Raw genomic sequence first — 13096 nt, forward strand, 5'->3', positions numbered from 1 at the left:
TGGACCCCCTCAACTCGGTACTCGGTTCGTCCGGTTCGGTGGCCGGGCCGAGGTCTCCTGCCGGTTCCCGGCACGTCCGGTGTGAAACTCGGGGGGACGTGCCCGCCGTGCCCGTCGTGGCAGCGGAATCCGGCGCGACAGCGCCCGCCACCCCATGCGCAGGCACATCAGCCCGAACGGAGCCAGGTCGTCCCGTGCGAACCAGGCCGGTTCCTCGGCGCCACGCAGCGAGTCGACCCACTCCCGGACTCCGAGGCGACCGCTGCGCCAACCGTCGAACGCGGCCAGCGGGTCGTAGTTCTCCACCACGAACCGGCGTTCGGGGCAACGGGCTATGTTCGGCACCCGCTGACCGGTCAGTTCGAGATAGGCGGCCACTGCCAGGTCGATTCCGGCCCAGTCGCTGAACAGCCGGAACTGGGCACCCAGCCGCGGGTTGCAGTCGAGCAGCTTGTAGCGGTCGTCCCTGGGGTCCCAACGCCAGTCCATGTCGACGATGCCGCGGAAACCGGTACTTCGCAGCAGCTCGATGGCGCTCCGCTCGATCTCGTCGTTGACCACCCAACGGCCGAAACTGGTCAGACCGGCCGAGGACGGGTAGGAACGTTCCTTGACCCCGGTGCACACCGGACTCCGCGCCGGTTCGTCGGCCAGGTAGCCGTGGAGGAACCAGTCCTGTCCCCGCCCCGGTTCTTCCGCGGCGCGGGGCAGGAACTCCTGCAGCACGATCGGTTGCCCCGCCGCACGATGCAGTTCGGCGAGCTGGTTCGGCGTGTGCACCAAGCTGGTGCTGGCCACTCGCGAACCCCGCCGAAGCCAGGGAGCGGCGAGCTTCGCCACCAGCGGATAACCGGCCGAGGCAGCGAACGCGCGCGCCCTGGGCCAGGTGGTGACCGTCTCGGTCACGGGGCCGGGTACACCGTGGGCACGGCAGAGCCGGTGCAGCGAGTCCTTGCCCGCCAGTTTCCTCGGCAGGTCGGCCGGGGGGCGCGGGAACAGCAGCCAGGGGTGCAGCTCGGCGGCGCGCTCGGCCAGCAGGATCGCTCCCGCGTCGTCGGTGGGCAACACCACGGTGGGGCCACCGAGCCGTTCGGCGATCCGCGCCAGCCCGTCCACGATGTCCGGTTCGGTGCCCGCACCGGCGCGCCACTGCCAGCGGCCGTGCAGGTAGCGGGAGTGAGCCGCGGGCGCGAGCGGATCCTCGCAGACACCGTAGACCGGCACACCCAGCCTTCCCAGGCCGCGAATGACCCCGAGGCCACCGTGGTGCAGCGGGTTGCTGTCCAGTTTGAGCACCACGGCGGGTGTGGTGGTGTCGAACGCCCCGGCCGCGGGCGAAGGTGTGTTCCGTGGACCGCGCACGGCGTCCTCCCTCACACGAGCCTGCGATGTGGTGCGTGTTCGAACCGGTAGGTGGCGTCGAGCACGAGCGGAAAACGGCCGACCCAGCGGTAGTCGAACTCCGGGTGGGGCGTGTGCACCAGCACGAGGTCCCACTCCCCTGCCGCCGGGCTCTCCCGGCTCGTCAGCTCGATGCCGTCGGGGAGCCGGACTCGCGGAACCAGCGGATCGTAGTAGCCGATCTCGGCCCCCAGGTCCGCGAGCCCGGCCAGGATGGGCAGCGCCGGCGACTCGCGCAAGTCGGCCACTCCGGCCTTGTAGCTGACCCCCACCACCAGGACGCGTGCGCGCTCCACACCGACCTCGGTCTCCTTCAGCAGTTCGGCGGCACGCGTGACCACCTGCTGCGGGCGGTCCCGGATCACGCGCATCACCTGTTCCAGCAGCGGAGCCGACCTTCCCTGACCACGCAGCTGCCACAGCAGGTAGTAGGGGTCGCAGGGAATGCAGTGGCCGCCCACCCCGGGGCCGGGGAAACCTCCGAGGAAACCGTACGGTTTGGTCCCCGCCGCCAGGGTCACCTCGATCGGATCCAGCTCCAGCTCGCGGCACACCTCGGCGAACTCGTTGGCCAGCGCGAGCGTGACGGCGCGGAATATGTTCTCGTACAGCTTGGTCAGCTCGGCGGCCTCCGGCGAGCTGACCAGGAACACGGACCCCGTTACCTGGTTGATCACCTCGGCGGCCAGGATCGAGCAGCGCCCGGTGACCCCTCCGACGACGCGCGGCGTGTCCTGTTGTCGGTGGTCGGGGTTTCCCGGGTCGATCCGCTCAGCGCTGAACGCCACGTGGACGTCCTGCCCCGGGGACAATCCGCGACGCCGCAGGGGTTCGACCAGCAGTTCGCGCGTGGTGCCCACGTACGTGGTCGAGGTCAGGATCACGGTTTGGCCGGGACGGGCGTGTTCGGCCACATCGGTGCAGGCGGCGCGCAGGGCCACCAGGTCGGGAGTGCCGTCCTCGCGCACCGGTGTGGGCACGCAGACGACGACCGCCTCCGTCTCACCGAGGGAACCGCTGTCCGAAGTGAGCCGGATTCCGCCCGTAGCGATCCCGTGGCGCAGTGCGTTCCGATCGGGCTCGGCCAGCTCGACCTCGCCGTCCAGTATGGTTCGCAGCCGTTCCGGGCTGGTGTCCACACCGATCACGTCGATCCCCTTGGCGTGGAACTCCACCACCGTCGGCAGTCCGACGTAACCCAGCCCGACCACCGCCACCGACCCCAGAGCGGAGGGCACCACGCCGTTGTCGGTGTCCCTGATCGACGAATAGCTCACGAGCCGGTCGTTGAACTCGTACTCCCGGCCGTTGACCGCCAGTGAGAGCGGAAGTTCCCCCACGGTTCCTCCCCGGATAGACGGTGCCGCATCGCTGCCGACGCGGTTCGACCATCCCACCGGAAGAGCCCGTTCTCCTCATCCGCAGTGGTGAAAAGCGTCTACCCCTTCGGGGGTGTGCCGCACCCGTTCACGGGGTTCTCGACCGCCGTCCCCGCCCCGCCGGTTCGACGGGTCGAAGGCGGTCGCGAGAAGCGTCCCGGGGTCACTGGACGGGGCGCAGGCGTGCGCGCCACCTCTTGGCTTCCAGCCGGAGCTCGTTGTCACGGTCTCCCACGTGGATGCGCGGTATGGCGAGTCCGCACGCCAGTGAGGCCGGACGCACCGCGCAGGCGTAGGAGTACCCGGCCTGGTCGACCTCCCGCATCGTCCGCCGGTCGAGGTCCCCGTAGGGATAGCAGAACCCCTCCACGGCGACCCCCAGCAGCTCGGTGAGTTCGGCGCGGCTGCGGTGCACCTCGTCGACCATCTCGGTGTGCGGGAGCTCGGACAACGGGCGGTGCAGCAGACCGTGCGAGCCGATCTCCATGCCCTGTCGCGCGACGCGTCGGACCTGTTCGGCGTTCATCAGGGACTTGCGCGGGCCGTCGCCGTCCCAGGCGTTGTACCCGCCGAGCCGGTGGGCGAGCACGAACACCGTGGCGGTGAAACCGTGCTCGCGCAGCGTCGCCACCACGGTGTCGTCGAAGTCGGCGTAGCCGTCGTCGAAGGTGAGTCCCACGAGTCCCCGGGCACGTCCCCGCCGGTGCGCGCGCAGCAGTTCCCCCATCCCCACACCGGTCCAGCCGCGCAGGCGCAGCCAGCGCAGCTGCCGCGCGAACCGCTCCGGACGCACCGTCACCCGGTAGGGATCGCTCACGTAGTCCTGCACGGAGTGATACATCAGCACCGGCGGTGCGCCGCCGGGCAACCGCTGATCAACACCCGCCAATTCCGAGCCGATCATCGTCCACCCCCGCTACGACCACTCGCGCGGAGTTGACGGTAACCGGTCCCCAGCCGGGACGAATCCCTCAAGGCGGGTATCGGGACTACCTCAGATTGTCCAGGTGTCGCGCCCGGTGAGCAGCTGTTGCAGGTCGGCGGGACGTTGCTGGGCGGCTTCGTCGAGCTGCTGCCTGGCCTGGTCGTCGTAGGTGGGGCGATCGACGGCGCGGAAGACGCCGGTCACGGTGGGGTCGAGGTCCTGGCCGCCGAGCCGTGAGAGAGCGAAAGCGTGGGAGGTGTCGGCACGCTGGGCGTCGTGCACCACCAGGTCCCGCTCGTCCACCTCGGCGAGCTTGGCCACCCGGAGCTCGCCCCGTTCGTCACGAACCACCCCGAAGCGCTCGTCCTCCGGTCCGAACGTGACGGGCTCGCCGTGTCGCAGCTGGATCAGCCTGCGCTGCTTCTCGTCGGCGTCCTTGAGCACGTCGAAGGCACCGTCGTTGAAGATGGGGCAGTTCTGGTAGATCTCCACCAACGCCGAACCGCGATGCTGGGCGGCGGCCCGCAGGGTCTCGGTCAGGTGCGCGCGGTCGGAGTCCAGGGTGCGGGCCACGAAGCCGGCCTCGGCCCCCAACGCGAGCGAGACCGGATTGAACGGGGTGTCCAGGGAACCGGCTGGGGTGGACTTGGTGACCATACCCTGGTCCGAGGTCGGTGAGTACTGCCCCTTGGTCAACCCGTAGATCCTGTTGTTGAACAGCAGGACGGTGATGTTGACGTTGCGCCGCAGCGCGTGGATCAGGTGGTTGCCGCCGATGGACAGTCCGTCACCGTCCCCGGTGACCACCCACACCGACAGGTCGGGGCGTGTGGTCGCCAGACCGGTGGCGATGGTCGGGGCCCGGCCGTGGATGGAGTGCATCCCGTAGGTGTTCATGTAGTACGGGAAGCGGGCCGAGCAGCCGATGCCGGAGACGAACACGGTGTTCTCCCGCTTGATGCCGAGTTCGGGAAGAAAACCACGAACGGCGGCCAGCACGGCGTAGTCACCGCATCCGGGGCACCAGCGGACCTCCTGGTCGCTGGTGAAGTCCTTGGCCGAGTACTCCTCGTCGGCGGCGGGTACCCCGGCCAGTCCACCCATCGTGGGAAGTCCCAGATTCGTCGTCACAGCTCGACTCCCTGCACCACATCGGACAGCACGTTTTCCAACTCCTCGGCCTGGAACGGCAATCCCGCCACCTTGGTGTAGGACTGGGCGTCCACCAGGTACCGCGACCGCAGCAACATCGCAAGCTGCCCCATGTTCATCTCCGGCACCACGACCCTGTCATAGCGGCGCAGCACCTCACCGAGATTGCCCGGCATGGGGTTGAGATGCCGCAGATGCGTCTGGGCGACCGGCATGCCGCGCGCCCGCAACCTGCGGCAAGCGGCACCGATCGGCCCGTAGGACGAGCCCCACCCGAGCACCAGGACCCGAGCGTCCCCGTCCGGGTCCTCGACCGGCACGTCGGGCACCTCGATGCCGTCGATCCTGCGCTGCCGGAGCCGCACCATCGCGTCGTGGTTGTCCGGGTCGTAGGAGATGCTGCCCTTGCCGTCCAGTTTCTCCAGTCCACCGACCCGGTGCTCCAGGCCGGGAGTACCGGGGACCGCCCACTCGCGCGCCAGGGTCCGCGGATCGCGTTGGTAGGGCCAGAACTCCTCGGAACCGTCCGGGGCGTTGGGGGAGTCGGCGAAACTCACGCGCAGGTCCGGGAGTTCGGAGACGTCCGGGATCAGCCAGGGCTCGGAACCGTTGGCGGTGGCTCCGTCCGACAACAGCAGCACCGGGGTGCGGTAGGTCAGCGCGATCCGCGCGGCGTCCATCGCGATGTCGAAGCAGTCCGCAGGGGAGCGCGGCGCCAGCACCGGCACCGGTGACTCTCCGTTACGCCCGTACAACGCCTGCAGCAGGTCGGCCTGTTCGGTCTTGGTGGGCAGTCCCGTCGAAGGGCCGCCGCGCTGGATGTCGCAGATCAGCATCGGCAGCTCCAGGGCCACCGCCAGCCCGATCGTCTCGGACTTCAGCGCCAGCCCGGGCCCGGAGGTGGTCGTCACCCCCAGGGAACCGCCGAAGGAGGCTCCCAACGCGGCTCCGACTCCCGCGATCTCGTCCTCGGCCTGGAAGGTGGTCACGCCGAAGTTCTTGTGCTTGGCCATCTCGTGCAGCACGTCCGAGGCCGGAGTGATCGGATAACTGCCGAGGAACACCGGCAGCTCGCTGCGCTGTCCCGCCGCCACCAGACCGTAGGCCAGGGCCAGGTTGCCGGTGACCTGCCGGTAGGTTCCTTCGGGCAGGCTGGCGGGCTCGACCTCGTAGGCCACGGCGAACGACTCCGTGGTCTCCCCGTAGTTCCATCCCGCCCGGAACGCCAGCAGGTTGGCCTCCGCCACCTGGGGCTTACCGGAGAACTTCTCGCGCAGGAAGCGCTCGGTGTTGTCGGTGGGACGGTGATACATCCAGGACAACAGCCCGAGCGCGAACATGTTCTTGCAGCGCTCGGCCTCCTTGCGGGTCAAGCCCGTCTCGGCCACGGCCCCCTTGGTGAGTTCACTCATCGCGACCCGGTGGACCGTGAACCGCTCCAGTTCGTCGGTCTCCAGCGGGGACTGCTCGTAGCCCACCTTCTTCAGGTTCCGCTTGGTGAACTCGTCGGTGTTGACCACCACGGTCGCTCCGGCCGGGAGATCACCGAGATTGGCCTTGAGCGCCGCCGGGTTCATCGCCACCAGCACGTCCGGCCGGTCACCCGGGGTGAGGATGTCGTAGTCGGCGAAGTGCAGCTGAAAGCTCGACACCCCCGGCAGGGTCCCGGCCGGGGCCCGGATCTCAGCCGGGTAGTTCGGCAGCGTCGCCAGATCGTTGCCGAACGCGGCCGCCTCCGAGGTGAACCGGTCGCCGGTCAACTGCATACCGTCACCGGAGTCCCCGGCGAACCGGATCACGACACGGTTCACCTTGCGCAGCGTGTCCGGCTGCTGCCCCTCAGGATCGGACTCCGTCCGCTGCCCGTTCGTCGCCACCACTTGACCAGTTCCCTTTCACCGTGCGAGGAAGCACCCATCGCGGAATGGGCCACTCGTCCACCGCCGCTGTTCGTACCGTGAACCGCGTCCGGCGATCAAGTCGCGGCCCGCCCGCAGCATACTCGTAGTACGACGAGTTCGGCAGTCGTCGTATTCCGTTCCGCAGCTGGCATTCCGCAGAGCGATCGGAAGAAAACCGCATTCGACGGAAGAATCGGAAACACCCCCGCACATCGCACGGACGTCCTCCACACGGCTGGGGAATCCCGACAAGCACCGCACCGACGTCCAGCACCCCTCGTCGTTGGCCGCTCGCCCGAGGAGGCCCGGAAAGAGCGGTTCCCCGGAGTAGATCTCGCTCATCGGAATTGAGGACGGCCACGCCGCGTCCCCGGAAACGAGGGCACGGGCACGGTCGCGCGTCTCCGGGGGGCGACGCGCCCCGCTTCCGGGCCGCCCGGGGGCCGCCCCGGTCGGCTGATCGCTGTGGGACACTCCGCGACCACGGCACTCACCGCCGAGCACGTCTCGAGGGGTGCACTCCACCACGGGGAAATTCCGGCGGAGACGGACATTCGCCGTCGGACTCGTCGTTTTCCGGGAAATTCCTGATCGCGGTTCCGAATTCCCGAAACAGCCACAAAACGATGAATGTGACTTCGGCCATATCGCGCTTCCACCGTTTTCGCGCCACGGTGCGGCACTCGCGATCTCCGCCCGGCAGGGGTGCTCGTACCGATTTTCCCACGATCCGGGAAGCGGCGCCGTCATTCCCGACTCGGGGGACGGTTTCGGAACTCCCCGACATCACTCCCCTCCCGGAGCGACCATGCCGTCGCGGAAGATGCGGGTGTACTGCTCGGCGATCCCCCGAACGCTCATGCGCCCGCTCGGGTTGTACCAACGTACCGAGGCGGAGACGGAGTCCCTGATGAAGCGGTGCGCCAGCCGAGGACTGAGCCCCGCTCGAAACACCCCGTTTCGTTGCCCCTGCCGCAGCACCCGGACCCAGATGCGCTCGAACTCCCGGTTCGCGGACTCGATGTAGCCGAACCTGTCGAACTCGGCGAGGCGCCCCGCCTCGTTGTGCAGGATCGCCATGGCCCAGCGGTGACGGTGCAGCGCCGCGAACGACTCGTGGATCAGCTCGCCCACCGTCGTATAAGGCTCGTAACCGGCCTCGACCACTCGCCGGAACCGCTCGAGCTGGGCACTCAGGTAGCCGCGCAGGATCTCGTCGACCATCGCCTCCTTCGACTCGAAGTGGTGGTAGAGACTGCCGGACAGGATCCCGGCCTCGTCGGCTATCTCACGCACCGTGGTGGCCGCGACTCCCCGAACCGCGAACATCTCCGCGGCTATGGACAGCAGCTCCGCCCTGCGCCCCGAACCGCGCTCTCCCCCGCTCACCCGATTCCCGCCGGTCATCACCGACATTGTCCGGCCTCGAACGCGAGTTCGCCGGGAGCACCGCCGATCCGCCCACAGCGCTCGGACCAGCCCGCCACGCTGTCCCGAACGGGTGCCTAAGCTGATCGAGGTCGAGCTCACCGGGAGGAGAGTCAGTAGTGCCCGCCTTCTTACCCGCCGTCGAACAGCACGACGTGCGACAGCGCACCGCGACCTCGGTCGCCCCGCTGGCGCGAGTGCCGGTACTGCTGCTCGCCGGCACCACCGCGGTGTTGTTGCTGCTGCTCAGCGGACGCTACGGCTATCTCTCCGACGAGCTGTACTTCCTCGCGGCGGGCAAGTACTACCTGGACTGGGGCTACATGGACCAGCAACCGCTGGTCCCGTTGCTGGCCCGGTGGGCCGATGCGGTGGCACCCGGGTCGCTACTGGTGTTCCGGTTCGTCCCTGCCCTGGTGACCGCCGCCGGAATCCTGCTCACCGCACTGATGGCCAGGGAGCTCGGTGGGGATCGCCGCGCGCAGACCCTGGCCGCCGCCGCCTACGCGGTCTCGCCGTGGCTGCTGCTCAGCGGGCACTGGTTGGCGGCGGCGACGCTGGCCCCGCTGGAGTGGGGACTGGTCCTGTGGCTGCTGATCCGCTGGACCCGCCTGCACCACACCGGTTCGGGCGGGGACCGGCTGCTGTGGGGCGCGAGCGCGGTCGTCGCCGTGGGGGTGCAGACCAAGTTCCAGGTGGTGCTGTTGTGCGTGGCCGTACTCTCGGCCGTTGCCGCCGTGGGACCGCGCCGGCTGCTGCGCCGTCCCGCACTGTGGGGCGGCGCGGGGCTCGTCCTGGGCACAGCCGTGCCGACCCTGCTGTGGCAGCACCGGAACGGATGGCCCGCCCTGGACATGGGGACAGTGGTGGCGGGCGAGACGCGGCGCTGGCTGTTCGTGCCGAACGCGCTGCTGTTCTCCGGCGTCGTGGTGGGAGCCGTGCTGTGCTGCTACGGCCTGTGGCAACTGCTGCGCGCTCCCGAACTGGCCCGGTACCGCTTCCTCGGTTGGACGGTGGTCGGCCTGGTGCTGTTCTTCGTCGTCGCCAGCGGCAGGCCGAACTATCCGGCGGGACTCTTCGGGATGCTGTTCGCGGCCGGGGCCGTCGGGCTCCAGCACCGCCGAGAACGGCGCGGGAAGAACCGCAGGCGGTGGATACCCTGGGTGGCCTACCCGTTGTCGGCGCTGCTGCCGATCGCACTGCTGCCGATCTACCCACTGCCGCTGCTGGCCGCCCACCCGGAACTGACCAACTACAGCAGGATGTACGAGACGGGCTGGCCGGAACTGGCGCGAACCACCGCGGCCGCCTACCGCGGGCTTCCCGCCGAACTCCGCGAGGACACCGTGGTGGTGGCGGAGAACTACCCGCTCGCGGCGGCACTGGACGTGCACGGGAGGGAGCTCGGGATACCCCGGGTCTACAGCCCGCACCGGGGCTACTGGTTCTTCGGCGCCCCGCCCGACTCGGCGAGGGCGGTGCTCTACGTCGGCATCGAGCAGCCGCTGGCGCCCTACTTCGGGGAACGTGAACAGCTGGACACCGTGCGCACCGAGCACGACGTGGTCAACATAGCGCGCGGCGTCGCCGTCACGCTCCACACGGAGCCCGAGCTGAGCTGGTCCGAACTCTGGCCCCGGATCCGGACCGCGTGATCCGGGGCGCCGCCCCGCCGACCGGCGCTCAGGCCACCACGGGCCTGCGGCAGACGTAGGTCCGGGCGGGCGGGACATTGCGCCACACGGTGCGTGTGGTGATCACCTCGTCGAACGCGTCCCCCAGTCGACTGCGGAACCGCCGGGCACCGGACATTCCGAGTGCGTGCGCATAGGCGATGGTGGTGAACCCGCCGCCCGGGGCGAGCACGGAGCCGACCTCGCGCAGGATCCGCCGCTGCGACTCGGCGGTGAACAGCGACCAGGGCAGTCCGCTGACCACCGCGTCCACCGAGTCAACCCCGTTCTCGGCGAGCAGTTCACCCAGCCGCATCGCGTCCCCCCGCACGACCTCCAGCCAGGGCGCTGTGCTGCGCAGGTGCTCGCACATACCGGGATCGACCTCCACGGCGATGTGGCGGCCTCCCTCGGGGACACGTTCGGCGATGGCCCCGCTGAGCGCGCCGGTTCCGGGCCCCAGTTCGACGACCACCGGTCGTTCGGTGCTCGGCACGATGGCGGCCATCTCCCTGGCCAGCACCGGCGAGCTGGGCAGGACGGCACCGACGGTGGAGGGTTCGCGCACCGCACGGGTCACGAAGGTGCGGTACTCGGACAGCATCGTGCTGCCGCGCGATACGAGCCCGGCGGCACCGGGGCGGGACTGCGAGGATCGTGTCAAGGGTGGCCTTCTCGTCCGGTTCGGTCCGTGCCGTGCCCACCGACCGTGACCGGCTCTTCGGTCATGGACCACGGCGCGAAGTCTGATTCCGAGCGTCGCTGGGGCGGGCAGTCGCCCCGAATCCGGAACGCACGCCCCACTCGATAACAGCCTAGCTGCCGGGGAGAACCGCTCCTCCCACGCCCGGCGACAACGCGCCCCTACCTCGCCTCGGCGTGCGGGGATCACACGGACGAGTCGGCGGCACGCAGCGCCTCGACCAGCGCGCGGGCACCTTCGACCGCTTCCTCTTCGGTGAGGCTCAACGGAGGCGCGACGCGCAGCACGTTGCCCTCCAGTCCCCCCTTGCCGATCAGCAGACCGCGCTCGCGCGCCCGTTCGGTGACCAAGGCCGCCGTCTCGGGAGCGGGACCGCCGTCGGAACGAACGAGCTCGACCCCGAGCATCAGCCCCTTACCCCGGATCCCGCCCACCGAGGCCAGGGACTCCGCCGCCCGGAGTTCGGCACGCAGCACCGCACCGACCCGCCGCGCGTTCCCCCGCAGATCGTGACGTTGGTGGTAGTCGAGGTTGGCCAGTGCACCGGCGGCCGTCAGCGGACTTCCCCCGAAAGTGGAGATCGAGTTCGCCGCCACGCTGTCCATGACCTCGCCCCGGGCGACGACCCCGGCTATCGGCAGACCGTTGCCGATGCCCTTGGCGAAGGTGACGACGTCCGGAGGCCCGTTGTCGGCGTGCGCCTGCCAGCCCCAGAAGTGCTCGCCGGTGCGTCCCCAACCGGTCTGCACCTCATCACTGACCCAGAGGATGCCGTGCCGGTCGAGCACTTCCCTGAAGCGCGCGAACAGGCCGTCGGGGGGAGCGGCGAAACCGCCGACGCCCTGGATCGGCTCGGCGATCAGACACGCCACGTTGCCGTGGAGCTGGTCGAGCGTGTCCTCCAGGTCGCGTACGCAGGCCTCGGTGAACTCCTCGTCGGTCAACCCCTCCAGCACGGTGCCGCGCCTGCGGCTGCCGTGGACGTAGCTGGTCTGCACCGGCGACAGGCTGCTCGGTGACCAGCTCCGGTTACCGGTCACGGCCAGCGAGGCGAACGAACGGCCGTGGTAGCTGTTGCGCAGCGCCAGGATCTGGTTGGAGGAACGGTAGCCCGTGGCCAGCAGCAGGGCGGTGTCGTTGGCCTCGGTTCCGCTGGTGGTGAAGAAGACCCTCGGGTCGTCCAGGCCCGACAGCTCGGCGATCCGCTCGGCCAGCTCCACCATCGGCCGGTTCAGGTACAACGTCGAGGAGTGCAGGATCCTGCCCGCCTGCTCGGACACCGCCTTGGTCACTTCCGGTACGGCGTGCCCGGTCATGGTCGTGAGGATACCGCCGAAGAAGTCGAGGTAGCGGTTGCCCTCGGCGTCCCACACGTGCCGGCCCGACCCGCTCTCGATGTCGATCGGCTCGGAGTACATGGTCGACAGCCAGGACGGCATCACGGCGGCACGTCGCCGCGTCAGCCGCGCGTGCTCCCCGCCGTCGTCGAAGCCAGCTTCGGTGCTCATCGTCGCTCCCATCCTCCGCGCCGCCGGTACGGCTGGCCGAACCACCTCTTCGGACCAGCGTGGTGTCGAACCTATGGGCGAAGCGGGGGCGGAGCAACACCGGGGCGGCGCGTCGAGCGGCCGGGAACGGCACGAGTTATTCGGGGGGTCGGCGCCTGCGGACCTCGTCCCGGGTGGCCCTGCGGACCTCGCGGTACATCGCACGGGTCTCGCGCCCGATCCCCGGCGGGTAGCCGTGCTTGATCACGCGGTGTTCGCAGCTCTCCCCCATGGCGCTGATCGAGTAGAACAGCCCCACGAGCAGGCCGAGCGTCAGGGAGGAAAGCCGGATGTGGAGCGGACCGGGCAGCAACAGCACCACCACGCAGAAGGGGGCGAGCTGTGTCAGCGCCCTGAGGAGATGGCGAAGCACCCAGGTACGACAGGTCACGTCGTGCAGCACCCACTCGGCCAGGTGAGCGGGTAGCCTGCCACCGAACGTGTACCAGACCCACTGCGGGGCGTTGGGTCGGTGCTTGCCCATCGCCCCGACGATAGCCCGCTCTCGAGGAAGCGCTCGTGACCGGAGGGGCGGGCACGAGCACCACCCCCGTTTTCCGGGGCCGTGAGAGGTGGTGTAAGCTGATCACAGTTCAGCAGGAAACGGGACGTGGCGCAGCTTGGTAGCGCACCTGACTGGGGGTCAGGGGGTCGTGGGTTCGAATCCCGCCGTCCCGACCAGCGGTGAGGCCCGCTGATCCGGCAAGTGGTGTCGGATCAGCGGGCTTTTTCGTTGCCTCCCGCCCACAGCGGTGTCGGTCCGGGCAGGCACGTCACGGTGTCCGGAACCCGCGGAAGGTCACCGGCTTGCGGATCACGAAGCCGAGCCGCTCGTAGAGCGCGACGGCACCGGTGTTGGACGCGACCGCGTGCAGGAACGGACGCTCGCCCCGGGACTCGATACGCACCACCAGCGCACGCACCAACCGGGCGGCGTAACCCCGCCCGCGCCCTTGGTTTCCAATCAACCTCGCAACACCCGACATG

At 69.4% G+C, this 13096-nt stretch carries 10 protein-coding genes, 1 tRNA gene and 1 pseudogene; 2 read left to right on the plus strand and 10 right to left on the minus strand.

Annotation, left to right across the window (positions count from 1 at the left end; genetic code table 11):
• Positions 1–9 precede the first annotated feature (9 nt).
• The 6 genes from BLQ75_RS20350 to BLQ75_RS20375 form a co-directional block, all read right to left on the minus strand.
• Positions 10–1362, minus strand: coding sequence for a carboxylate--amine ligase (locus BLQ75_RS20350; RefSeq protein ID WP_244515791.1), 1353 nt, complete (start codon positions 1360–1362; stop codon positions 10–12).
• An 11-nt stretch (positions 1363–1373) separates the two neighbouring features.
• Complete coding sequence (locus BLQ75_RS20355; RefSeq protein ID WP_092604290.1) at positions 1374–2741, minus strand: nucleotide sugar dehydrogenase; 1368 nt, start codon at positions 2739–2741, stop codon at positions 1374–1376.
• 202 nt (positions 2742–2943) lie between these two features.
• On the minus strand, positions 2944–3684 hold the full coding sequence (locus BLQ75_RS20360) for a polysaccharide deacetylase family protein (protein WP_092604291.1): 741 nt from the start codon (positions 3682–3684) through the stop codon (positions 2944–2946).
• A 90-nt stretch (positions 3685–3774) separates the two neighbouring features.
• Complete coding sequence (locus BLQ75_RS20365; protein WP_092604344.1) at positions 3775–4809, minus strand: 2-oxoacid:ferredoxin oxidoreductase subunit beta; 1035 nt, start codon at positions 4807–4809, stop codon at positions 3775–3777.
• 23 nt (positions 4810–4832) lie between these two features.
• The gene (locus BLQ75_RS20370; RefSeq protein ID WP_092604292.1) at positions 4833–6737 is read right to left on the minus strand and encodes a 2-oxoacid:acceptor oxidoreductase subunit alpha; all 1905 of its coding nucleotides are present in this window, start codon (positions 6735–6737) and stop codon (positions 4833–4835) included.
• An 807-nt stretch (positions 6738–7544) separates the two neighbouring features.
• The gene (locus BLQ75_RS20375) at positions 7545–8165 is read right to left on the minus strand and encodes a TetR/AcrR family transcriptional regulator (protein WP_092604345.1); all 621 of its coding nucleotides are present in this window, start codon (positions 8163–8165) and stop codon (positions 7545–7547) included.
• 140 nt (positions 8166–8305) lie between these two features.
• On the opposite strand from BLQ75_RS20375, the gene BLQ75_RS20380 reads away from it, so the two are divergent.
• Complete coding sequence (locus tag BLQ75_RS20380; protein ID WP_170837598.1) at positions 8306–9841, plus strand: ArnT family glycosyltransferase; 1536 nt, start codon at positions 8306–8308, stop codon at positions 9839–9841.
• 28 nt (positions 9842–9869) lie between these two features.
• Here the strand turns inward: BLQ75_RS20380 and BLQ75_RS20385 are convergent, their stop codons facing one another.
• The 3 genes from BLQ75_RS20385 to BLQ75_RS20395 all read right to left on the minus strand — a co-directional run bounded on the left by BLQ75_RS20385 (position 9870) and on the right by BLQ75_RS20395 (position 12593).
• Positions 9870–10463, minus strand: coding sequence for a class I SAM-dependent methyltransferase (locus tag BLQ75_RS20385; RefSeq protein WP_092604347.1), 594 nt, complete (start codon positions 10461–10463; stop codon positions 9870–9872).
• A gap of 284 nt (positions 10464–10747) precedes the next feature.
• Positions 10748–12070, minus strand: coding sequence for an aspartate aminotransferase family protein (locus BLQ75_RS20390; protein WP_092604293.1), 1323 nt, complete (start codon positions 12068–12070; stop codon positions 10748–10750).
• Positions 12071–12206: 136 nt separating this feature from the next.
• Positions 12207–12593, minus strand: a complete 387-nt coding sequence (locus BLQ75_RS20395) for a DUF5313 family protein (protein WP_092604294.1) — start codon at positions 12591–12593, stop codon at positions 12207–12209.
• 120 nt (positions 12594–12713) lie between these two features.
• Here BLQ75_RS20395 and BLQ75_RS20400 point away from each other — a divergent pair.
• A tRNA-Pro gene (locus BLQ75_RS20400) sits at positions 12714–12790 on the plus strand.
• 92 nt (positions 12791–12882) lie between these two features.
• Here the strand turns inward: BLQ75_RS20400 and BLQ75_RS20405 are convergent.
• Positions 12883–13065 (minus strand): annotated as a pseudogene (locus BLQ75_RS20405) (GNAT family N-acetyltransferase); the annotation flags it as partial.
• Between the last annotated feature and the right edge of the window lie 31 nt (positions 13066–13096).

This window comes from Actinopolyspora xinjiangensis, assembly GCF_900104475.1.
Classification (GTDB): Bacteria; Actinomycetota; Actinomycetes; order Mycobacteriales; family Pseudonocardiaceae; genus Actinopolyspora; species Actinopolyspora xinjiangensis.